This is a genomic window from Pectobacterium actinidiae (assembly GCF_000803315.1).
GTDB classification, from domain to species: Bacteria; Pseudomonadota; Gammaproteobacteria; order Enterobacterales; family Enterobacteriaceae; genus Pectobacterium; species Pectobacterium actinidiae.
Map to the genome: position 1 here is coordinate 830,806 of NZ_JRMH01000001.1, position 20,419 is coordinate 851,224.

A 20,419-nucleotide genomic window follows, 5' to 3' on the forward strand; every position below is an offset into this window, starting at 1 on the left:
AATTAGCGGCGGTAATTTTTCTGTGCCGTATTCACTTTGTACAGGTAACGGCGTGATTCGCCAGACGGATGCTTCGTCGTCAGCGTTTGGTAGACATCACTCGGTGACATGTTGTTGATAATGCCCACGGCGCGCTCGCGATCGCTGGAGAAGACGCGCAACACGCTGCCTGCGCCACCGTTATACGCGGTGATGACGGCGTAGCGTTTAGACGTCGGGTTTTCAATGCCGGCCAGATAGCTGTTCTTCAGAATCGACAGATAGGCGGTACCGGCATCGATATTTTGTTCTGGATCGAACAGATAGCTGCGGCTTGGCTGTCCCCATTTCCCTTTCATCTTGAAGACGTCGCGCCCTGCGCTGTGCTGCACGACCTGCATTAGACCCAGCGCATCAGAACGGCTGACGGCGTAAGGGTTGAAGCTGGACTCTGTCTGCATAATCGCCAGAATCAGCGATTCTTCAATGCCGTAACGCTCGGAGGCCTTACGCACCAGCGGCAGATATTTGTGCGCACGCTTATCCAGATGGTTAGGGACGAGCTGGATCGTGACCGACCAGATAACGTGCAGGCCGGAGGTGCGTTTTTGCAGACGGTTCTGGAGCAGATAATCCGCGAAGCTGGCGGCTCGGCCTTCCCAGCGGATCGGCTGTCCGGTGTTATCCAGCACCTGCCCATACAGCAGCGGCTCGCGGCTGATCTGAATATCGTTAGCGTCGGAATACAGGTCGGTATTACTGGCGTCATCACCCATCAGCAGGGTGGTGATAATCGCCTGGCGCAGGCTGGCAACGGAGTTGGTTGCCGAAATGGTTTCGATAGTGATTGAACCGGCATCAAAGTTGATGTGGCTACGCGTCTGATATTGATCGGTGTATTTGACGTAGTCTTTTGGGCCCGCGATCAGAACTTCATTCATCCCCCAGATATTTTCGATGTTGTGGGCAAATTGCCCCATCAAAATATCGAAGGCGTTGGTATCCTTGAGAAACTCTTCGTTGTCGGCATTCCCTTTGTTTCCTGAACAGGAAACCAGCAGTGGTGCAATCACCAGCAGCGCTAACATTTTCTTCATATAACAAGCCGTGTCGGAATGGGGACGTAAGCGGGCCCGAAAGCCCGCCATCTCAGTGGCTCGGAGGCGTATAACCTTCGATGTGTACGTCCTTCCCTTCAAACAGGAATTTGATCATTTCCTGTTCCAGCAGTTTACGGTCGTCAACATTCATCATGCTGAGCTTTTTCTCGTTGATCAGCATGGTTTGCTTGGTTTGCCATTGCGCCCAGGCTTCTTTAGAGATGTCGTTATAGATGCGCTTGCCCAGATCGCCCGGATAGAGCTGGAAATCCTGCCCTTCGGCGTCACGTTGTAAAAAAGTACAAAAAATCGTTCTGCTCATGCTTCTTCCTCATCAATTGCGCAGGCATTCAAATGTGTAGACTGCGGGTGAGCCAATTCCCTCAGCAGGCGTTCTACCGGGGCGGCCAGTCCGACAGATGGCGGCTGCGCTAAGTTATACCAGAGACCTGCATCGTCATCCATGCAGGACCTGTTTTGTGAGCGATCGGTCTGTGATACGTCCAGCCAGAGCGGAACGATATCCAGATGAAAATGGCTGAATGTATGGCGGAACGCGACAAGCTGTTGCAATCCATCAGGATTCAGACCACGTTGTTGCAGCCAGAGTTCCAATTCCCGACGTTCGCTGAACTGCGGGAAGCAAAATAGCCCGCCCCACAGGCCCACGGCGGGGCGCTGTTGCAGCCAGACTTGGGAACCCTGTTGCATCAGCAGGAACCAGCCTGTTCTCTCCGGCAGCGTCTGCTTCGGTTTCTTGCCGGGGTATTGCGCCCAACTGTGGTTGGCGTAGGCAATACAGCCAGTGTTCAACGGACACAGCTCGCACTTGGGGCGGCTGCGGGTGCAGACCATCGCACCGAGATCCATCATCGCCTGATTAAACTGGCTGACGCCTTCGGCTGGTGTGACGTCTTCACTCCGCGCCCACAGTTTCTTTTCGACATCTTTCTTGCCCGGCCAGCCGTCCACGGCGTAGCAGCGGGCTAGCACGCGCTTCACGTTACCGTCGAGAATCGGGTAATGCTGGCCGAGAGCGAGCGACAGCACCGCGCCTGCGGTGGAACGCCCGACGCCCGGCAACGCTGCGACTTCATCAAAGGTGGTGGGGAATTCGCCGCCGTGACGTGACACGATGGTCTGTGCCGCTTTGTGTAAATTACGCGCACGGGCGTAGTAGCCCAAGCCGGTCCACAAGTGGAGCACTTCGTCGAGCGGGGCTGCCGCCAGTGCGCTGACGTTCGGAAAGCGTTCCATAAAGCGCTGGAAATAGGGGATAACCGTGGTGACCTGCGTTTGTTGCAACATCACTTCGGATAGCCATACTTTATAGGGATTTTTCTCAAGCTGCCACGGCAGGGTTTTGCGGCCATAGCGTTGGTACCAGTCCAGCACCTGATGGGCGAACTGTTGCGCTTGCATCATAAAATGGGGTCACTATCCGGCAGGTAAAAAGTTTGATAGCGATTCCAGCACAGAGTGAATGTGCTGTAAACCGGAACTTTCCGAGGCAGTGGGCTTGCTAAACCACGGTATCCTTGCATAATGCGCGTTTCCTTAACGAAATCGGACAGCAAGTAAGCACTCTTTATGATTAATAACGTCATTTCACCGGAATTTGATGAAAATGGGCGCCCGATGCGTCGTATCCGTAGCTTTGTCCGCCGTCAGGGGCGTTTGACCAATGGGCAACAGCTGGCGCTGGATAACTACTGGCCGGTGATGGGCGTGGAATATCAGACCGAGCAGGTAGATTTTAACGCGCTATTTGGCCGTGACGCCCCTGTGGTGCTGGAGATTGGTTTTGGGATGGGCGCATCGCTGGTGACGATGGCAGCACAGCATCCCGAGCAGAATTTCCTCGGTATAGAAGTTCACCTGCCGGGCGTAGGGGCGTGTCTCGCGTCTGCACAAGAGGCGGGAATCAGCAATTTGCGCGTGATGTGTCACGATGCGGTCGACGTGCTGATGAACATGATACCGGATGGTTCGCTGTCCATGGTTCAACTCTTCTTCCCCGACCCGTGGCACAAAGCCCGTCATAATAAACGCCGTATCGTCCAGGTGCCTTTCGTCCAACTGGTACAGAGTAAGCTGAAAGTCGGCGGCGTGTTCCACATGGCAACAGACTGGGAACCTTACGCGCAACATATGCTCGAAGTGATGACCTCTGTCACCGAGTACCGTAATCTTTCCGATAATAATGAGTACGTTGAGCGGCCGGAATCCCGTCCGCTGACGAAATTTGAAGCACGCGGCCAGCGTTTGGGGCATGGCGTGTGGGATCTGATGTTTGAGAGGATAAAATAAAATGGCACAAGCTCGTAGCCGTCGTTTACGTAAAAAACTGCACATTGATGAGTTTCAGGAATTAGGTTTTTCTGTCAGCTTTCGCTTTCCAGAAGGCACTAGCGTCGAAGATATCGATAAGCTGATGGATAAGTTCGTTGACGACGTCATTGAACCACAGGGACTGGCATTCGAAGGCAGCGGTTATTTGCTCTGGGAAGGCCTGATCTGTCTGCAAAAAATCGGTCACTGCACCGAAGAGCATCGCCAACTGGTTAGCCGCTGGTTGGAAGAGCAGAAACTGACGGACGTTAAAGTCAGCAACCTGTTCGATATCTGGTGGGATCTGCCAGAACACCTGCTGTAACATCGATTGAAATAAAAGCGTTGGTTTAAGCACACGCTTTAATCTAAGCAAACATGCCTGAGCTGATTCTGGCTCAGGCGTTATCCGCCTCATCAACGGGCGGATTGCCGTTCTCCCGCCACTGCCGTTGTTTTCTTCAGGAGAAAATATGTCGCGTAAAATAACCTTGGGTTTATTGATGTTGTTGTCCTGGCAAGCGCAGGCGGCCTACCAGTGCAACGTGAACCCGCAGGACGACATCATTATCAGTCCGCAACACGTACAGGTCGTGGGTGCCAGCGGCAATTTACAGCTTTCCCCGCAGGGCGACATTGTCCGTAACGGGACGCCACTGACCCTGAACGCCGAACAACGCCAGAAAGCCAAAGCTTATCAGGCAGATTTACGCCAGCAGCTGCCGTGGATCGACCAGGGTGCGCAACAGCATCTTGAAAAAGCGCGAGTCGCGCTGGATAACGTCATCGTGCAAGAGCTTGGCAGCGACAGCAATGTGCGCAATCGTCTGACTACGCTGGATAAACAGCTCAAGCAGCAGATGAATCGTATTATCGAACACCGTAGCGATGGCCTGACGTTCCACCATCAGGCGATTAAACAAGTTGAGCAAGATGGCAAGCAGCTCGTACAGCAAAGTATGGGCGGCGTCTTGCAGGACAGCCTGAACGAGATGGGCGTAAAACAGATGTCCAGCGGCGGTAACCCGCTACAGGCGATGATGGGTAACCTCGGTGGCTTGCAGAAAGCGATTCAGGCCGAGTGGAATAATCAGGAACTGGCGTTCCAGCGCTTCGGCAATGACGTATGTAGCCGCGTCACATCGCTGGAAAATCAGCGCAAGAGCCTGTTGCAGACGCTGAAATAAGCGTTCTGCGCTTGTTGACAGATTAAAGAAAACCGGGCGATGTCCTAACACTGGCTACTTAAGCCCGTTGTTAGGGGAAACACAGGGGGAGGTTCCCGCAGGGATGCCTCACTCCTGTGGTCGCCCCGTGTATCTCGATGTTTAAACGATCGACATTAGGCGATGCCCGGTTTTTTGCGTTTATGGTGCCGGGAATGTGAAGCGGCGGTGGATCGCTTCCAGCTCGTCAAGGATCTCTCCGTCCAGCGTCAGATTCTGGCTGTCGAGGTTGATTTGCAACTGTTCGAGTGTCGTCGCGCCCAGCAGTGTACTGGCGACGAACGGCTGCTGACGCACAAACGCCAATGCCATTTGCGCCGGATTCAGACCGTGCTTTTGCGCCAGCGCTACGTACTCGGCAACCGCTGCCTGAGCCTGTGGGCCGGTATAACGGGTGAAGCGGCTAAACAGCGTGTTACGCGCATCGGCAGGTTTCGCGCCATTCAGGTATTTCCCCGTCAGCGTACCGAACGCCAGTGACGAATAGGCGAGAAGTTCCACACCTTCATGCTGGCTGATTTCCGCTAAGCCGACTTCAAAACTGCGGTTCAGCAGGCTATAGGGATTCTGAATCGACACGATACGCGGCAGGTCGTGTTTTTCCGCCAGATGCAGGTAGCGCATCACACCCCACGGGGTTTCGTTGGAAACGCCGACGTAGCGGATTTTACCAGCACGTACCTGCTCATTCAGTGCTTCCAGCGTTTCCAGCAGCGTTACTACCGGTTTGTCGTCAGTATACTGATAGTTCAGTTTGCCAAAGCAGTTAGTCTGGCGCTGTGGCCAATGCAACTGATAGAGATCGATATAGTCGGTGTTCAGGCGTTGCAGGCTGGCATCCAGTGCGGCACGGATGTTTTTTCTGTCCAACGCCTGCTGTGGCCGAATGCTGTGATCGTTTCCGCGCACAGGGCCAGAGACTTTACTGGCCACAATCAGTTTTTCACGTCCGCCACGGGATTTCAGCCAGGAACCGATATAGCTCTCGGTTAGCCCCTGTGTTTCCGGACGCGGAGGAACGGCGTACATTTCTGCTGTGTCAATCAGGTTAACACCTGCGGCAATGGCGTGATCTAACTGGGCATGAGCGTCTGCTTCGCTGTTCTGTTCGCCAAAGGTCATCGTACCAAGACCCAGCACGCTCACTTCTAAAGAACTATGGGGAATACGGTGATATTGCATTGCCAGCTTCCTTATGTCTGAAAATAGCAGGCGCATTTCCCGTCATTTCCGCATGATTTGCTGCGATTCCAATGAGTTTGGGAAAACACACCTGAATTCGACTATAAACGAAGCCGTGGCGAGTGGGGAAGTCTCTTCTGTTGCCCTGCGGCAGGATTTTGCCGGAGAGCGTGGCTCGATGGAGGAAATATCGGGCGGAAACTGTGGCTAACGCTGCACGATCTGGGAGACTTGATCGCTGTTGATTTGTTTCTGATTACCTTGCTCATCGGTATAGCTGAGCAGTCCGGTATCTTTATCCAGTACGGGTTTTCCCTGCGTCAGGAGCATTTGCCCCTCTTTTGTCGCCATCACGTAGTCACTGGAACAGCCTGCCAGAGTGAATAATAACGCCAGTGTGATTGCCATTTTAATCCGTACTTTCATCATATTAACCCGTTCATAAATGCCAAAACCTAAAGTGAGTCTAGCAAATGGTTGCGGGGAATAACGTAGGAATAATGGAAAAAATGTGTTTGGAGGGAATTAATATTGTGTAATCAGGCGGCGGGTCGCCGCCTGATTAGGGCGCCTTTATCGTGAACGCTTGTTATACGGCGATCAGTGCGCTGTTTTTTCTTTTTTACTGCGCAGCAGGTTCAACGCCTCGACGGACATCGAGAAGAACATGGCGAAGTAGATGTAGCCTTTCGGTACGTGAACGTCGAAGCTTTCCAAAATCAGGGTGAACCCGACCAGGATCAGGAACGACAAGGCCAGCATTTTGACTGATGGATGGCGTTCGACAAACTCGCCGATAGGGCGCGCAGAGAACATCATCACGAGAACGGCGATAATGACCGCTGCCATCATAATAAACAGGTGATCAGACAGGCCGACGGCGGTGATAACCGAATCCAGACTGAAGATGATATCCAGCATCATGATCTGCACAATCGCGCCAAAGAAAGAGTACACCTTGGAAGTATGATCTTCTGAACCGCCTTCGACGGTCTCGTGAATTTCCATACTCGACTTCCAGATCAGGAAGAGCCCCCCGAAGAACAGGATCAGGTCACGTGTGGAAATTTCATTACCTGCGACGGTAAACAGTGGGTCAGTCAGACGCATAACCCAGGCAATAGAAGCGAGCAGCCCCAAACGCATTAACATCGCACCCATCAGCCCGATGCGGCGAGCTTTGTTTTGTTGGGCTTTAGGCAGTTTGGCGACAACCAGAGACAGGAAGATAATGTTATCGATACCAAGAACGATTTCCAGAATAGTCAGCGTTCCCAATGCTAACCATGCGTTCGGATCAACAATCCAATCAAACATTATATCAATACACCTTAAACGAAACGTAAACGATATTATACTCTGCCAGCTTGGGGCGTAGGCAAGCGAAAGTATGACGTCATAGAGATATAACTGTCATGCTTCACATTGCTGCCGTGTGCTGGCGTCCCTTTTGCTCTGGGTCGGCGTCAGGCTTTTCCCAGATCGCTTCCCTTGTCACACGATTGTTGCGTAATAGCGCGCGACATATAAAGCTAGTGTACGATGAAGCGGGGCGCTGATGAAGCATAGCGCTAATAGAACATCACGCTAATGAAATTCACCTGCTGAGCTGCATAAAGTGGCGAGCCAATAGCGGCGCGGTAAAGGTTTTTTTCAGGTAGAACCCGCGCGGTAAGGTCAGAATTGGTTGGCCAAATTCGCCAATCGCCTCGGTTAATGCCCGGCTATTTGCCGCTTTGGGGCGTAGTTGCAGCACTTCTCCATGTCGGGCGGTTATACTTTCTACCCGGCCAAGCACGATCAAATCCATCAACTCTTCCCAATCGCAGCGCAGCTGTTCCTCTTCCTCTTCATTGGGGCTCCAGATCAGCGGCGTGCCAATACGGCGTTCCCCCAGCGGAATGTGCCGCGATCCTTCCACCGGAATCCACAGCACCCGAGCGAGCTTGTGTCGTACGTGACTGCTTTCCCACGTTACGCCGCTGTTGCCTGTCAACGGTGCGACACAGACGAAGGTGGTTTCCAGCGGTTTGCCCTGTTCATCAATAGGAATGGTTTTTAGCTCGACGCCGATGTCGGGGAAATCTTGCTCGGGTTTGCTGCCTGCGCTTGCGCCCAGAAAACGCTCCAGCAAGATACCAATCCAGCCTTTATCACGTTTTAGGTTGGCTGGGAGGGGCAGGCGGGCGATATCCGCTAATTCCGCGAGATTATAACCCGCGAGGGATTGCGCGCGCTCCAGCAACGTGTGCTCGCTTGGCGGCGCAGTCGTGTGAACTGTGGGTGAATTCATAGCGTATAGCCCGATATTTTTCCGCTCAAAAAAAACACAATAGGTGGAGAATACCAATGTACAACCTGGAAGACTGTGGAGAAAAACAATAATAGCATGATTCGTAGCGCTTTTTTTTAGTGTGATGACGATCACCTAACGCTGTTTTGCAAACTGTGCACGTATAGCCACCGACAATAAACAGGATCTTACACTAGGTTATCCACAGATTTCTTGGATAACCCACATAAATATGAATTACTGGTTCGATTTACAGCCTTGACGCCCGGCCTTTTTGCTGTTTTCGTCTATTTATTGCCTGAGTTTGAGGCATTCCCTGTGGATAAAATCGGCATAGTGCGATCTTTCGCCAATCTTATGATGTATGCCATTTGAACAAAAAGTAGGGGTTCGCCATTTCAAGTGAAATGGTTTGTAATTTACTGAATAAAAATAACTATTTTTTAATTCATAGTAATATTTTTTCTTCATGAAAAATGAGTTTTACTCACTTCTTCATGGGTTCTGCACAAAGATGTCCACAGAAAAAGTGAATAAATTGCGGATTCTGGTCTTCACATGTTTATAACTTTGATCTTATCTGTGGGTTATCTTACTTTTATTCGTATCACATGCTTTCTAAGCAGTGGTTTACCGCCTGACGGGAGTGTGAAACAATCAGGTCATCTTTGCATTGATGTTTATCGAGGTAGTCCGGTGATCGATGATGATGGCTACCGCCCAAACGTTGGTATTGTAATTTGTAATCGGCAGGGGCAGGTGATGTGGGCCCGGCGCTATGGTCAGCACTCCTGGCAGTTTCCGCAGGGGGGGATTAACCCCGGTGAAAGTGCTGAGCAGGCGATGTACCGCGAACTGTTTGAAGAAGTCGGGTTAAGAAAAAAGGATGTGCGCGTATTGGCATCTACCCGTAACTGGTTACGCTATAAATTACCAAAGCGTTTGGTGCGTTGGGATACAAAACCGGTCTGTATCGGCCAAAAGCAGAAATGGTTTTTGCTCCAGTTGATGTGTAATGAGTCGGATATCAATATGCAGAGCAGCGGCACGCCAGAATTTGATGGCTGGCGCTGGGTGAGTTACTGGTATCCGGTACGTCAGGTCGTCTCTTTTAAGCGAGATGTGTATCGTCGCGTGATGAAGGAATTTATCAACCCGGTGATACTGCTTCAGGAGAGTGTTGCGGCTCGGGCGGTGACCCCGTCCGGTCCTCGGCGAAAAAGAGGGTAATTCAGGCACATTATGCTCACGCGCTTGCGAGAAATTGTCGAAAACGTTGCGGCAACGGCCCGACTTAGTGATGCGCTGGACATTCTGGTCAATGAGACCTGTCAGGCTATGGACACGGAAGTCTGTTCCATTTATCTGGCCGATCACGATCGTCAATGCTATTACCTGATGGCAACGCGTGGCTTGAAAAAGCCGCGTGGGCGTACGGTCACGCTGGCGTTTGGGCAAGGCATTGTCGGGTTGGTCGGTCAACGTGCTGAGCCCATCAATCTGGCCGATGCGCGTGCGCATCCCAGCTTCAAATATATCCCCGCGGTGAAAGAGCAACATTTCCGCTCTTTCCTTGGCGTTCCTATCATCCACCGTCGCCATCTGCTGGGCGTTCTGGTGGTGCAGCAGCGTGAACATCGTCAGTTTGATAAAAACGAAGAATCGTTCATGGTGACGCTGGCCACGCAGATGGCCGCGATTCTTTCCCTTTCGCAGATCAAAACGCTCTTCGGTCAATACCGCCAGACGCGCGTTAAGGCGCTGGTGGCTGCACCCGGTGTGGCGATTGCTCCCGGCTGGCAGGATTGTACTCAGCCTTCTCTGGAACAGGTTTTCCCCGCATCGAGTCTGGACAGCGAGCGTGAGCGCTCCCGTTTAACGCAGGCATTGGAAGATGCCACGGCGGAATTCCGTCGCTTCAGCAAGCGGTTTAACGCCAGCGCGCAGAAAGAGAGTGCGGCGATTTTCGATTTGTATTCACACTTGCTGAATGATGCGCGGCTTAAGCGAGAACTCTTTCAGGAAGTGGATGCGGGCAATGCCGCCGAGTGGGCTGTGAAGCTGGTAATCGAGCGTTTTGCCGCGCAGTTCACCAATTTGCAGGACACTTATTTACGTGAGCGTGCGGGCGATCTGCGTGCGTTGGGGCAACGACTGCTGTTTCACCTCGACGATAATGCGCAAATTATGGGGCAGTGGCCTGAGCGCTTTATTCTCGTGGCGGACGAATTAACGGCCACGCTGCTGGCAGAACTACCGCCGGAGCGGTTGGCGGGTGTTGTCGTGTATGACGGTGCCGCCAATTCGCATGCGGCGATTCTGGTGCGTGCGATGGGCATTCCGACGCTGGTGGGCGCGGACATTCAGCCTGATATGCTGCATCAGCGCCTGCTGATCATTGACGGCTATCGCGGTGAGCTGCTGGTCGATCCTGAACCCGTTCTGGTTCAGGAATACCAGCGCCTATTAACGGAAGAAAATGAGCTGACCCGCCTGGCCGAAGGCGAAATGGAGCAGCCTGCCGTGCTGAAAAGCGGCGAGCGCATTCAGGTTATGCTGAATGCGGGGCTAAGTGCTGAACACGAAAAACGCTTTATCAATCAGGTCGATGGCGTGGGGCTATACCGCACGGAAATACCTTTTATGCTGCAAAACGGTTTTCCGTCCGAAGATGAGCAGATGGCGCAATATCAAGGTATGTTAGCGCTTTATCCTACGCGCCCCGTGATGCTACGCACGCTGGATATTGGCGCGGATAAGCCGCTGCCTTATCTGCCTATCAGCGAAGAGAACCCGTGTCTTGGCTGGCGCGGCATTCGTATTACGCTCGATCAGCCTGAAATCTTTCTGATTCAGGTGCGCGCCATGCTGCGTGCCAACGCACACATTGGCAATCTCAACATCCTGCTGCCGATGATCAGCAGTCTGGATGAAATCAGTGAAGCGCGTCGCCTTATCGATCAGGCGGCGGGCGAAGTGGAAGAGTTACTGGGCTTCCCGCAGCCCAAGCCGCGCATTGGGATCATGATTGAAGTCCCGTCGATGCTGTTCCTGATCCCCCATCTGGCTTCTCGCATCGATTTTGTTTCGGTTGGCACCAACGATCTGACGCAGTATCTGCTGGCGGTAGATCGTAACAACGCTCACGTGGCATCGCTGTATGACAGCCTACATCCTTCCATGTTGCAGGCGTTGAATGTGATCGCCGTCGAGTGCGAACGACATAATATTCCGCTTTCCGTGTGCGGTGAAATGGCGGGAGAAGCGCTCGGCGCACTGTTGTTGACCGGACTAGGTTATCGCTCGTTCAGTATGAACGGGCGCAGCGTTGCGCGAATTAAATATCTGCTGCGCCAAATTACGCTGGCTGAATCGCAGTCGTTGGTGCAGCAATTGCTGAATGCAAAGAGCGCGACGGAAGTCCGACAGTGGGCGGCGATATTCATGGAAGAGCGCGGATTGGGCGGTTTGATTCGCGGCGGGCGTTAAGCGTTAGCGTAGCCAACGCCCAGGCAACTTGAAGTATGACGAGTATAAATGTTTTACAGAACTTTTCCCCTGCGTCAGCAACGAGTGCGGGTGCGTATGCTATGATTCGCCACCGCGGTTCGCAGGAACGGATTCGTTCTCCTGCCTTTTGCCTATCAATGACGATCCCGAAAGCAGGGATAACACAATAAAATATGTGGTGAATGATGACGACAAGCTATCTGGCGTTTCCTCAGTTTGATCCAGTGATTTTCTCAATTGGCCCGCTGGCGCTGCACTGGTATGGGCTGATGTATCTGGTGGGTTTTATATTTGCCATGTGGCTGGCGGTGCGTCGGGCGAACAAACCGGGTAGTGGCTGGACCAAAGATGAAGTCGAAAACCTGTTGTATATGGGGTTCCTTGGGGTCTTTGTTGGCGGGCGTCTGGGCTATGTTCTGTTTTATGCCTTCCCGTCATTTCTTGAAAACCCGCTCTACCTGTTCAAAGTCTGGGATGGCGGCATGTCGTTCCACGGCGGCTTAATGGGCGTGATCTGTGTCATGTTGTGGTTTGCTCATCGTACCAAACGTCATTTCTTCCAGGTCGCTGATTTTATTGCTCCTTTGATTCCTTTCGGGCTTGGTGCTGGCCGGTTGGGCAACTTCATCAACGGTGAATTGTGGGGACGCGTAACGACGGATACGCCGTGGGCGATGCTGTTTCCAGGCTCGCGTGGCGAAGATATGATGTTGGCCGTCAGCAATCCTCAGTGGCAGGCTATTTTCAATCAGTATGGCATGTTGCCGCGTCATCCTTCCCAGCTGTATCAAATGATGCTGGAAGGTGTGGCACTGTTTATCATTCTGAATCTCTTTATCCGTAAATCTCGGCCGATGGGTAGCGTCTCAGGGCTTTTCTTGATCGGTTACGGTTCGTTCCGAATTATTACCGAATTCTTCCGCCAGCCGGATGCGCAACTGGGGCTGTTCGGCGACCTTTTCAGCATGGGGCAAATCCTGTCATTGCCGATGGTGATCGCTGGTATTCTGATGATGGTTTGGGCCTATCGCCGTCAGCCTGCACAGCAATAATCCGCTGTCCTTCTTTAATTTTTGTGGTGAGGTAGTATGAAACAGTATCTGGATCTGATGAAGAAAGTGCTTGAAGAAGGCACGTCGAAAGCCGACCGCACCGGCACGGGCACGCGTTCTATTTTCGGCCATCAGATGCGTTTCAACTTGCAGGACGGGTTTCCGCTGGTTACCACCAAAAAATGCCACCTGCGTTCGATTATCCATGAACTGCTCTGGTTCCTGAACGGCGATACCAATGTTGCTTATCTGCATGAAAACAAAGTCAGTATTTGGGATGAATGGGCGGATGAGAACGGTAATTTGGGGCCGGTTTACGGTAAACAGTGGCGTTCATGGGGAGCCGCAGACGGTCGTGAGATTGACCAGTTGAAGAATGTTCTGACCCAGTTGAGACAGGATCCAGATTCTCGCCGTATTATCGTGTCTGCCTGGAATGTGGGTGAACTGGACAAAATGGCGCTGGCACCGTGCCACGCATTTTTCCAGTTCTACGTGGCAGATGGCAAACTCTCTTGCCAGCTTTATCAGCGCTCGTGCGATATCTTCCTCGGCCTGCCGTTCAACATTGCCAGCTATGCGCTGCTGGTACATATGGTGGCGCAGCAGTGCGATCTGGAAGTCGGTGATTTTGTCTGGACTGGCGGCGACACGCATCTGTACAACAACCATTTGGAACAGACGAATTTACAGTTGAGCCGTGAACCGCGCGCACTGCCGAAACTGGTGATTAAGCGTCGCCCGGATACGTTGTTCGACTACCGTTTCGAGGACTTTGAGATTGAGGGATACGATCCGCATCCCGCCATCAAAGCACCAGTTGCGATCTAAATCCTCCCCATGTTTTCCAGGGCCGCGTAACGCGGCCTTTTTTTGTTATTTCTCTTCGTGCAACGGACCTATCGCCTCCTGAGCCTATTGTGTGTGAAAATTAATCGTTTCGAATATTGCGATTTTCGTTTATTTCGATTAATGTCATTCTTGAGTGTTAGCTTCTAATGTGACGTGATTACTCTGACAAACTGACAAACTGACAAACTGACAAACTGACAAACAAATATATAAATATATTGGAATACTCGATGAAACATACTCCTCTAAATAGTTTGAGCCTTCCGGCTCCAAAAGAAATGGAGGCCGCTATCCGTGGACAAAGGCAGCTTGCAACCTACCTGTCCACGAAGCTGGAAACACAGGAAATTTTGATTCAGGATGCGCATGACATTGCCCATCGGATCGAATTGCCTACCTCGGCACTCACGCTTCTGATGAGCATTCTTGGTGAACTGGCGGCAGGTAATGCTGTCCAGATTGTCCCCGTGCAGGCTGAGTTAACGACACAAGAAGCGGCAAATATTCTGAATGTTTCACGGCCACATATGGTGAAGCTTTTGGAAGAAGGCCATCTTCCTTTCCATAAAACAGGTCGTCATCGCCGCGTGCTTTTTGCTGATTTGATGCAATACAAAGAACAGCGTGAAAATGAAAGTATGCAAGCCATGCAGGAACTGACAGACCGAAGTCAGGAACTCGGGTTTTACTAATGAATCACTCCCCCTATCCCGTGGTACTTGATGCGTGTGTCATTTATCCATCTTTGCTACGGGATTTGCTCATGCATCTTGGTTTAACAGGGCTATATCAGCCAAAGTGGACGGTACTAATTCAGGAAGAATGGCAGCGAAATTTGTTGCTAAATAATGCAGACGTAACGATGGATAAGCTCAGGAACATTGAGCATTTGATGAATAAGGCATTACCTGATGCCAATGTGACGGGGTTCGAACAACTTATCCCTGCTCTGGTTTTACCTGATGCGGATGATCGACATGTATTGGCAGCGGCAATACGCGCTAATGCAGAAGTTATCGTCACGGCAAATCTGAAAGATTTTCCAGCAACGGCACTTTCCGAGTTTGCGGTGGAAGCCATGCACCCAGACGAATTCATTGCCGATTTATTTGATCTTAATTCTGCGCTGGTGCTTAAAGCGGTTCGAACTTCTCGTACCGCTTTCAGAAAGCCTCCGTTTGATGTAGACGAATATCTGGATTGTCTCCTTCGTCAGGGGTTACCTATGACGGTAAAAGAACTGGATGCGTATCGATCGCTGATTTAACGACCTACTCCACCAGACGGCGTCTTCCATACAGGCAGGCGCCGTTTTTTCATTGTGCTTTCCCCATCTCCCCGCACGCTTTTTCTGCTGTTACATCGTTGCAGTAAAACATTGCGAGTCGCCGCGTATAACGTCGTTAACACGCTGTTTTTTCTGATAAGACTCACTATCCTGACGCTATGAAAACAGGGGGTCGACAACGGCGAGGGTTTACCTTGCTTGAATTACTCGTGGTGCTGACGATTGTGGCGCTGATGGCGGGTGGCGGTTTGCATGGCTGGATTCAGTATCAGCAGGCCATTCGTTTGGAGCAGAGTGCGCAACAACTGCTGGACTTTTTGAGCCGGGTTCAGGCGAATGCCTACTGGCATAACGAAACCCGCACGGCGAAGCTCATACAGCAGGGAGAGCGATGGTGCATGGTGGCGGGACAGAATGAGAAGCAGACAGAGGAAACGTGCCGTGAGAACCATCCGGGACAGTTCGTTCGCCGCACGCAGGATGTTGTGCTGGCAACGTTCACAAGCAACGCTTTTACGTTCTTTGGTTTGCGTAACGCGGCACAGGCTGGACATATTTCATTGTCGAATGCCGCGGGTCAGGTGCGTCTCATCATCTCGGTGAGAGGGCGCATGCGTCTGTGCAGCGAGTCTCAAGTTGTTCTGGCGATTCCCCTATGCTGAAACCGATGATGTGGGGACAAACAGAATTGAGGCAACCAAGGCTGAGGTGCAAGCAGAGTGGATTCACTCTGCCGGAAATCCTGTTAGCGCTGAGCTTAGGTAGCCTGATTATGCTGTCGGCGGCACAGTTGTACCCTCTGCTGCGTAGTCAAAGTCAGGACAGCGCACAGCTTTTCCGGCTGGAACAGCTCTTCAGTCAGGTCGCCATGGGAATTGAGAAAGACATCCGGCGGGCAGGTTTTTGTTCTGGAACCTGTCAGGGAAAGGCGATCAGCACGGGGAATTATCCAGGAGAGGCAGAAAACAGCTGTCTGAATGTTTCTTACGATCTCAACCGAAATGGTATTTGGGACGGTGGGGAACAGCAAGATGCTGAATCTTTTGGCTATCGTCTGCGTGCTCGGTCATTGGAAATTCAAAGCGGGGCGCATAACTGTCAGGGCGACAGGTGGGAGAAGCTGTTTGATCCGCAGGAGGTGGTGCTCACGGTGTTCCGGTTACAGCGCCTGTCTGCGAAAAATAATGCGGCGTTGTATGAATTACAACTAGCCGGTTATTGGGCCAAGCGTCCTGCCGTTCGGCAGCATATCACTCGACTTATTCTTGGTCGTAACCAATGAAAAAAGGACATCAGGAAGGAAGTGGAACACTGGCTATGGTAATGCTCATCGCGATTATCGGCCTACTGTTGATGTCCGGTTTGCAACGCCAGCTTGATACTGCCATTCAGGTGGGGAACGATGAGCGACATTACCTGCGAGCGTTCAATCAGGCATTGTCTTCACTGAACTGGGGAAGAGGGCAGCATTGGAATACGCTAACGGAAAACTGGCAATGCCAGCAGTTGTCGGCAGAACCGCTCGTGGTGTGCCTGCGTGCGGCCTCGGATGGGGAGCAAGGATTACTGCGTGGCGAAGGAATGCTTCCTGCTTCGACGCGACCGTTGAGGCTGTACCAGCGAGTGTCATTTTCGCTACTGTCCTCGGGCCAGATAGCGATTCAACCATTGGGTAACGGCTGGCTAGACTTTTGTCCGGATAAAGATGTCGCACGCTGTGATGCAACGGAGTAGCGCAATGAACAACAGGATCAGGCGTCGTCAATCTGGTTTTAGCCTACCGGAGACGCTGGTGGCGGCGCTGCTGTTCGCCGTATCGCTGATGGGGTTACTGCAATATCACCAGATTTTGCAACAATCATTCCAGCACCAGTTGCAGCAGCGTCAGGCCTGGCGGTTTGCGATGCAACAGTTGGAGGCCTATGAAGCGGGTATGCCATATCACCCGTCCGATCAGGATAATATCGCGTCTCTTGCGAGTAAAAATTGGCAGTTTAGTGTGTCAGAGCAGCTACAGAATGGAGAATGCTGTCAGGTAACGGCAAGAGTCATGACGCCACGCCGCTATCAGGCTACACTAAACCGTTGGTTTTGCCAGTCATCGCCTGTTGGGTAGGCATACTAGGATAAACCATGAGTCATCAACCGTAAGCAGTGGCAGCAGGAGCCAGAATGTTTAGAATCTATCACTCCAATCAGTTGGATATCTTGAAAAGACTGATGGTTGAGCTGATAAAACGTCAGCCGCTTGCGGATCCTTTCCAACAGGAAGTGATTTTGGTGCAAAGTCCGGGGATGGCGCAGTGGCTGCAAATTGAACTGGCTGGACACTTCGGCATTGCTGCCAATATTCAATTCCCGCTGCCCGGTGTTTTTTTGTGGAATATGTGTCGCCATGTGCTGCCGGATATTCCAAAAGAAAGCGCCTTCAGCAAGGATGCGATGACGTGGAAGCTCATGCATTTACTGCCCGATTTGTTGGCACAGCCTGATTTTTCGGCTCTGAACCACTATTTGCAGGATGATGATAACCAGCGCAAGCTGCATCAGCTTGCCGGACGCGTAGCGGATCTTTTCGATCAATACCTGATTTATCGCCCGGAGTGGATCAAGGCATGGCAAGAAGGGAAACAGGTTGACGATCTCGGTGGGAACCAGCTGTGGCAATCGGCGCTGTGGCGTGCGTTGGTGGACTATACTCGCGAACTGGCTCAGCCCGAATGGCACCACGCGATTCTGTATCAACGCTTTATTACTGCGTTGGAGCAGGCAAAAGCGTGTCCGAAAGGTCTGCCGCCACGCGTTTTTATCTGCGGTATTTCCGCGTTACCCCCTATCTATTTACAGGCGTTGAACGCGCTTGCTCAGCATATTGATGTGCATCTGCTATTTACCAATCCCTGCCGCCATTACTGGAGTGACATTCAGGATTATAAATTTCTGGCGAAGCTAAAAGCCCGCCACCGTCGCTTACATCGCTTTGACGGCGAGCAGCCTGATGAAACCCGCTCTCTCTTTCGCGATCCCTCACAGATAGAAACATTGTTCAACGACGACGGTAAGCAGTCGATTAATAATCCGCTGCTGGCATCGTGGGGAAAGCTGGGGCGCGATAACCTTTATCTGCTCGCTGAATTGGATAACGTGCAGGAAATCGACGCTTTTGTTGAGTCGGATGGTGAAAATCTGCTGCAAACCTTGCAGCGCGACATTCTTGAACTGGAAGACCACGCAGTGGTGGCCGTCAGCCACGAAACGCAGAACACCAGCATGCAAAAACGCCTGCTGGCACTCGACGATCGCTCGATTGATTTTCACGCCTGCCATAGTCCGCAGCGTGAGGTTGAAGTACTTCACGATCGGCTGCTGGGCATGATGGCCGACGATCCTGAGCTGATGCCGCGCGATGTGATTGTGATGATGGCAGACATCGACAGCTACACGCCGTTTATTCAGGCAGTGTTTGGTAATGCGCCGGATAACCGCTACCTGCCTTTTGCTATCTCCGATCAGCGTGCGCGGCACGCGCATCCCGCATTGCAGGCGGTAATCAGCCTGCTGGATTTACCGACAAGCCGTTTTACGGCTGAACAGGTTTTGGCGTTGCTTGAGGTGCCCGCGCTGGCTGCGCGTTTCGGCATTCAGGAAGAAGGGCTACGCCGTCTGCGCCTGTGGGTCGTGGAATCAGGTGTGCGTTGGGGATTGGATGACGACAACGTGCGCGATCTGATGCTGCCGCCAACGGGGCAGCATACGTGGCGTTTCGGTCTGACAAGGATGCTGCTGGGCTATGCGATGGATAGCCAGATCGGAGACTGGCAGGGGGTGTTGCCTTATGATGAATCCAGCGGCCTGATTGCCGAACTGGCTGGTCAACTGGCCGAACTCCTGATGCAGATTCACCACTGGCGTCAGCGCCTGTCTCAGCCACGTGTGCTTGTTGACTGGCTACCGCTGTGTCGAGAGCTGATCGAAACCTTCTTTGAGGCTGATAGCGAGACCGAAGCGGCGCTGGCGTTAGTTGAAAAACAGTGGCAGTACGTAATTGGTATGGGCACGATGGCGCATTATCCGCAACAGGTGCCGATCTCCCGGTTACGCGATGAACTGTCGCGGCGTCTCGATCAGGAGCGACTCAGCCAGCGTTTTCTGGCCGGTTCGATCAACTTTTGTACGCTGATGCCCATGCGTTCCATCCCGTTCAAGGTCGTGTGTTTATTGGGTATGAATGACGGCGTCTATCCCCGAACGCTGCCGCCACTCGGGTTCGATCTGATGGGGCGTAAAATCAAGCGCGGCGATCGTAGCCGACGTGATGATGACCGCTATCTGTTTCTTGAGGCGCTCCTGTCGGCGCAGCACAAACTCTATATCAGCTATATCGGGCGATCGATCCAGGATAATACGCGTCGCTATCCTTCCGTATTGGTCAGCGAACTGACGGAATACATTGCACAAAGTTACGTCCTGCCGGGTGATGAAGCGCTGGATATCGATAGCAGCGCGGAGCGCGTGGTGAAGCACCTCTGCCGCGAACATAGCCGTATGCCTTTTGATGCGCATAACTTCCTGTCTGCACCACAGCCGCTGAGCTTTGCAGCAGAGTGGCTGGCGGCGGCAAACCAAACAGGGGAAGCTCAACCTGATTTCGATCGTGAAGCCTTGTCCGAAAGAGCGAATGATAGGGATGTGAGTCTGGACGATCTGAAGCGTTTTTATCGTCATCCTGTGCGAGCCTTTTTTCAACTGCGACTCGGCGTGAGTTTTATGCTGCACAGCGATGAGCTGTTGGATGAAGAGCCCTTTGTGGTTGATAGCCTTAACCGCTATCAGTTGAATAGCGAATTGCTTAATACCTTGATTAATGAAGGCGATACGGAAAAACTGTATCGCCGTGCCAGAGCCGCGGGTGAACTGCCCTATGGCGCGTTCGGCGAAATTTACTGGCAGGAACAGCAGCAGGAGATGGCGCAGTTGGCTGCGCGTGTGCGCGATGAATTAACGCCTTCGCAGTCGGTGAGTCGGGAAGTGGATATCCTCCTTGACGGCGTGCGCGTCAGCGGTTGGTTGAATCAGGTTCAACCAGATGGTTTGCTGCGCTGGCGTCCAGGCACGCTTTCTATGAAGGATGGTATTACGCTGTGGTTGGAGCATCTGGCCTACTGCGCAACGGGCGGACAGGGCGAAAGCCGACTGTATGGGCGGGAAGACACGGCGTGGCGCTTTGCTGCTTTGTCGGAAGCGCAGGCCAGAGAACATCTGGCTGTCATGCTGGATGGATATCGTCAGGGAATGAGCAAACCGCTGTTATTGCTAAATAAAGCGGGAAGTGCCTGGCTGGCTGAATGTTATGATCGTGAAAGCGATAGCCTGCGGGCGGATGAGGAAACGCAGAACAAAGCGCGTGCCCGTTTACTGCAAGCCTGGCAGGGCAACATGGGAATGCGGGGGGAAGGTGAGGATTATTACCTGCAACGCATTATTCGTGAGTTGGATGAAAAGCGAATGAATGAGGTGATTGAAGCGGCGCAAATCTGGCTACTGCCGCCGTTCCGTTTTAATCTGGCTTGATAGGCTTGTTTTGATGATGCCCGAATAGATTTCAA

General features: G+C 52.3%; 21 protein-coding genes. 14 read left to right on the plus strand and 7 right to left on the minus strand.

The window, feature by feature from the left end:
* Positions 1-2 precede the first annotated feature (2 nt).
* From mltC to mutY, 3 genes are read right to left on the minus strand one after another with little or no spacing between them, the layout of a single operon-like run.
* Positions 3-1,076, minus strand: coding sequence for a membrane-bound lytic murein transglycosylase MltC (gene mltC / locus KKH3_RS03470; protein WP_039355813.1), 1,074 nt, complete (start codon positions 1,074-1,076; stop codon positions 3-5).
* 52 nt (positions 1,077-1,128) lie between these two features.
* A complete protein-coding gene (locus KKH3_RS03475) occupies positions 1,129-1,401 on the minus strand; it encodes an oxidative damage protection protein (RefSeq protein ID WP_014700955.1) in 273 nt (90 codons plus the stop codon).
* Positions 1,398-2,504 (minus strand): A/G-specific adenine glycosylase, encoded by a 1,107-nt coding sequence (gene mutY / locus KKH3_RS03480; RefSeq protein WP_039355817.1) that lies wholly within the window; start codon positions 2,502-2,504, stop codon positions 1,398-1,400. Before mutY ends, KKH3_RS03475 begins: the two co-directional genes overlap by 4 nt.
* A gap of 165 nt (positions 2,505-2,669) precedes the next feature.
* Between mutY and trmB the strand changes: the two genes are divergently transcribed.
* The 3 genes from trmB (at position 2,670) to KKH3_RS03495 (ending at position 4,597) form a co-directional block, all read left to right on the plus strand.
* Positions 2,670-3,389: a tRNA (guanosine(46)-N7)-methyltransferase TrmB gene (trmB, locus tag KKH3_RS03485; RefSeq protein WP_039355820.1), complete on the plus strand. Its 720-nt coding sequence runs from the start codon at positions 2,670-2,672 to the stop codon at positions 3,387-3,389.
* A gap of 1 nt (position 3,390) precedes the next feature.
* A complete protein-coding gene (locus tag KKH3_RS03490) occupies positions 3,391-3,735 on the plus strand; it encodes a YggL family protein (RefSeq protein WP_010299679.1) in 345 nt (114 codons plus the stop codon).
* Positions 3,736-3,883: 148 nt separating this feature from the next.
* Positions 3,884-4,597 (plus strand): YggN family protein, encoded by a 714-nt coding sequence (locus tag KKH3_RS03495; RefSeq protein ID WP_039355823.1) that lies wholly within the window; start codon positions 3,884-3,886, stop codon positions 4,595-4,597.
* 180 nt (positions 4,598-4,777) lie between these two features.
* Here KKH3_RS03495 and KKH3_RS03500 read toward each other — a convergent pair whose 3' ends face one another.
* The 4 genes from KKH3_RS03500 to mutH form a co-directional block, all read right to left on the minus strand.
* On the minus strand, positions 4,778-5,818 hold the full coding sequence (locus tag KKH3_RS03500; RefSeq protein ID WP_039355826.1) for an NADP(H)-dependent aldo-keto reductase: 1,041 nt from the start codon (positions 5,816-5,818) through the stop codon (positions 4,778-4,780).
* Between the two features lie 207 nt (positions 5,819-6,025).
* A complete protein-coding gene (locus tag KKH3_RS03505; RefSeq protein ID WP_039362088.1) occupies positions 6,026-6,244 on the minus strand; it encodes a YgdI/YgdR family lipoprotein in 219 nt (72 codons plus the stop codon).
* Between the two features lie 174 nt (positions 6,245-6,418).
* Positions 6,419-7,135: a TerC family protein gene (locus KKH3_RS03510; protein ID WP_039355828.1), complete on the minus strand. Its 717-nt coding sequence runs from the start codon at positions 7,133-7,135 to the stop codon at positions 6,419-6,421.
* A 280-nt stretch (positions 7,136-7,415) separates the two neighbouring features.
* Complete coding sequence (gene mutH, locus KKH3_RS03515; RefSeq protein ID WP_014914405.1) at positions 7,416-8,111, minus strand: DNA mismatch repair endonuclease MutH; 696 nt, start codon at positions 8,109-8,111, stop codon at positions 7,416-7,418.
* Between the two features lie 696 nt (positions 8,112-8,807).
* Here mutH and rppH point away from each other — a divergent pair.
* The 11 genes from rppH (at position 8,808) to recC (ending at position 20,384) form a co-directional block, all read left to right on the plus strand.
* The gene (gene rppH, locus KKH3_RS03520) at positions 8,808-9,341 is read left to right on the plus strand and encodes an RNA pyrophosphohydrolase (RefSeq protein WP_039355831.1); all 534 of its coding nucleotides are present in this window, start codon (positions 8,808-8,810) and stop codon (positions 9,339-9,341) included.
* A 12-nt stretch (positions 9,342-9,353) separates the two neighbouring features.
* The gene (gene ptsP, locus KKH3_RS03525; protein ID WP_039355835.1) at positions 9,354-11,600 is read left to right on the plus strand and encodes a phosphoenolpyruvate--protein phosphotransferase; all 2,247 of its coding nucleotides are present in this window, start codon (positions 9,354-9,356) and stop codon (positions 11,598-11,600) included.
* A gap of 206 nt (positions 11,601-11,806) precedes the next feature.
* Positions 11,807-12,673, plus strand: coding sequence for a prolipoprotein diacylglyceryl transferase (lgt, locus tag KKH3_RS03530; protein WP_039362090.1), 867 nt, complete (start codon positions 11,807-11,809; stop codon positions 12,671-12,673).
* Between the two features lie 36 nt (positions 12,674-12,709).
* Positions 12,710-13,504: a thymidylate synthase gene (gene thyA, locus KKH3_RS03535; RefSeq protein WP_039355838.1), complete on the plus strand. Its 795-nt coding sequence runs from the start codon at positions 12,710-12,712 to the stop codon at positions 13,502-13,504.
* Between the two features lie 251 nt (positions 13,505-13,755).
* On the plus strand, positions 13,756-14,217 hold the full coding sequence (locus KKH3_RS03540) for a helix-turn-helix domain-containing protein (protein WP_039355841.1): 462 nt from the start codon (positions 13,756-13,758) through the stop codon (positions 14,215-14,217).
* Complete coding sequence (locus KKH3_RS03545; RefSeq protein WP_039355844.1) at positions 14,217-14,792, plus strand: PIN domain-containing protein; 576 nt, start codon at positions 14,217-14,219, stop codon at positions 14,790-14,792. Before KKH3_RS03540 ends, KKH3_RS03545 begins: the two co-directional genes overlap by 1 nt.
* Before the next feature lie 179 nt (positions 14,793-14,971).
* On the plus strand, positions 14,972-15,475 hold the full coding sequence (locus KKH3_RS03550) for a prepilin peptidase-dependent protein (protein WP_039355847.1): 504 nt from the start codon (positions 14,972-14,974) through the stop codon (positions 15,473-15,475).
* Positions 15,476-15,483: 8 nt separating this feature from the next.
* Complete coding sequence (locus tag KKH3_RS03555; protein ID WP_052201361.1) at positions 15,484-16,095, plus strand: prepilin peptidase-dependent protein; 612 nt, start codon at positions 15,484-15,486, stop codon at positions 16,093-16,095.
* Positions 16,092-16,547, plus strand: coding sequence for a YgdB family protein (locus KKH3_RS03560; protein WP_234991557.1), 456 nt, complete (start codon positions 16,092-16,094; stop codon positions 16,545-16,547). Before KKH3_RS03555 ends, KKH3_RS03560 begins: the two co-directional genes overlap by 4 nt.
* Positions 16,534-16,929, plus strand: a complete 396-nt coding sequence (locus tag KKH3_RS03565; RefSeq protein WP_039355855.1) for a prepilin-type N-terminal cleavage/methylation domain-containing protein — start codon at positions 16,534-16,536, stop codon at positions 16,927-16,929. Before KKH3_RS03560 ends, KKH3_RS03565 begins: the two co-directional genes overlap by 14 nt.
* Positions 16,930-16,985: 56 nt before the next feature.
* Positions 16,986-20,384 carry an exodeoxyribonuclease V subunit gamma gene (gene recC / locus KKH3_RS03570; RefSeq protein ID WP_039355858.1) on the plus strand — a complete coding sequence of 1,133 codons (3,399 nt, stop codon included), beginning with the start codon at positions 16,986-16,988 and terminating at the stop codon, positions 20,382-20,384.
* The last annotated feature ends 35 nt before the right edge of the window (positions 20,385-20,419 follow it).

Excerpts from the sequence above, each read along its gene's own strand:
- mltC (WP_039355813.1), bottom strand. The coding sequence starts at position 1,076 with ATGAAGAAAATGTTAGCGCTGCTGGTGATTGCACCACTGCTGGTTTCC.
- KKH3_RS03560 (WP_234991557.1), top strand. The coding sequence starts at position 16,092 with ATGAAAAAAGGACATCAGGAAGGAAGTGGAACACTGGCTATGGTAATG.
- ptsP (WP_039355835.1), top strand. The coding sequence starts at position 9,354 with ATGCTCACGCGCTTGCGAGAAATTGTCGAAAACGTTGCGGCAACGGCC.
- recC (WP_039355858.1), top strand. The coding sequence starts at position 16,986 with ATGTTTAGAATCTATCACTCCAATCAGTTGGATATCTTGAAAAGACTG.
- KKH3_RS03550 (WP_039355847.1), top strand. The coding sequence starts at position 14,972 with ATGAAAACAGGGGGTCGACAACGGCGAGGGTTTACCTTGCTTGAATTA.
- KKH3_RS03510 (WP_039355828.1), bottom strand. The coding sequence starts at position 7,135 with ATGTTTGATTGGATTGTTGATCCGAACGCATGGTTAGCATTGGGAACG.
- KKH3_RS03540 (WP_039355841.1), top strand. The coding sequence starts at position 13,756 with ATGAAACATACTCCTCTAAATAGTTTGAGCCTTCCGGCTCCAAAAGAA.
- KKH3_RS03490 (WP_010299679.1), top strand. The coding sequence starts at position 3,391 with ATGGCACAAGCTCGTAGCCGTCGTTTACGTAAAAAACTGCACATTGAT.
- mutY (WP_039355817.1), bottom strand. The coding sequence starts at position 2,504 with ATGATGCAAGCGCAACAGTTCGCCCATCAGGTGCTGGACTGGTACCAA.
- trmB (WP_039355820.1), top strand. The coding sequence starts at position 2,670 with ATGATTAATAACGTCATTTCACCGGAATTTGATGAAAATGGGCGCCCG.
- mutH (WP_014914405.1), bottom strand. The coding sequence starts at position 8,111 with ATGAATTCACCCACAGTTCACACGACTGCGCCGCCAAGCGAGCACACG.
- KKH3_RS03475 (WP_014700955.1), bottom strand. The coding sequence starts at position 1,401 with ATGAGCAGAACGATTTTTTGTACTTTTTTACAACGTGACGCCGAAGGG.
- KKH3_RS03555 (WP_052201361.1), top strand. The coding sequence starts at position 15,484 with ATGTGGGGACAAACAGAATTGAGGCAACCAAGGCTGAGGTGCAAGCAG.
- KKH3_RS03505 (WP_039362088.1), bottom strand. The coding sequence starts at position 6,244 with ATGAAAGTACGGATTAAAATGGCAATCACACTGGCGTTATTATTCACT.
- KKH3_RS03565 (WP_039355855.1), top strand. The coding sequence starts at position 16,534 with ATGCAACGGAGTAGCGCAATGAACAACAGGATCAGGCGTCGTCAATCT.
- KKH3_RS03545 (WP_039355844.1), top strand. The coding sequence starts at position 14,217 with ATGAATCACTCCCCCTATCCCGTGGTACTTGATGCGTGTGTCATTTAT.
- lgt (WP_039362090.1), top strand. The coding sequence starts at position 11,807 with ATGACGACAAGCTATCTGGCGTTTCCTCAGTTTGATCCAGTGATTTTC.
- thyA (WP_039355838.1), top strand. The coding sequence starts at position 12,710 with ATGAAACAGTATCTGGATCTGATGAAGAAAGTGCTTGAAGAAGGCACG.
- KKH3_RS03500 (WP_039355826.1), bottom strand. The coding sequence starts at position 5,818 with ATGCAATATCACCGTATTCCCCATAGTTCTTTAGAAGTGAGCGTGCTG.
- KKH3_RS03495 (WP_039355823.1), top strand. The coding sequence starts at position 3,884 with ATGTCGCGTAAAATAACCTTGGGTTTATTGATGTTGTTGTCCTGGCAA.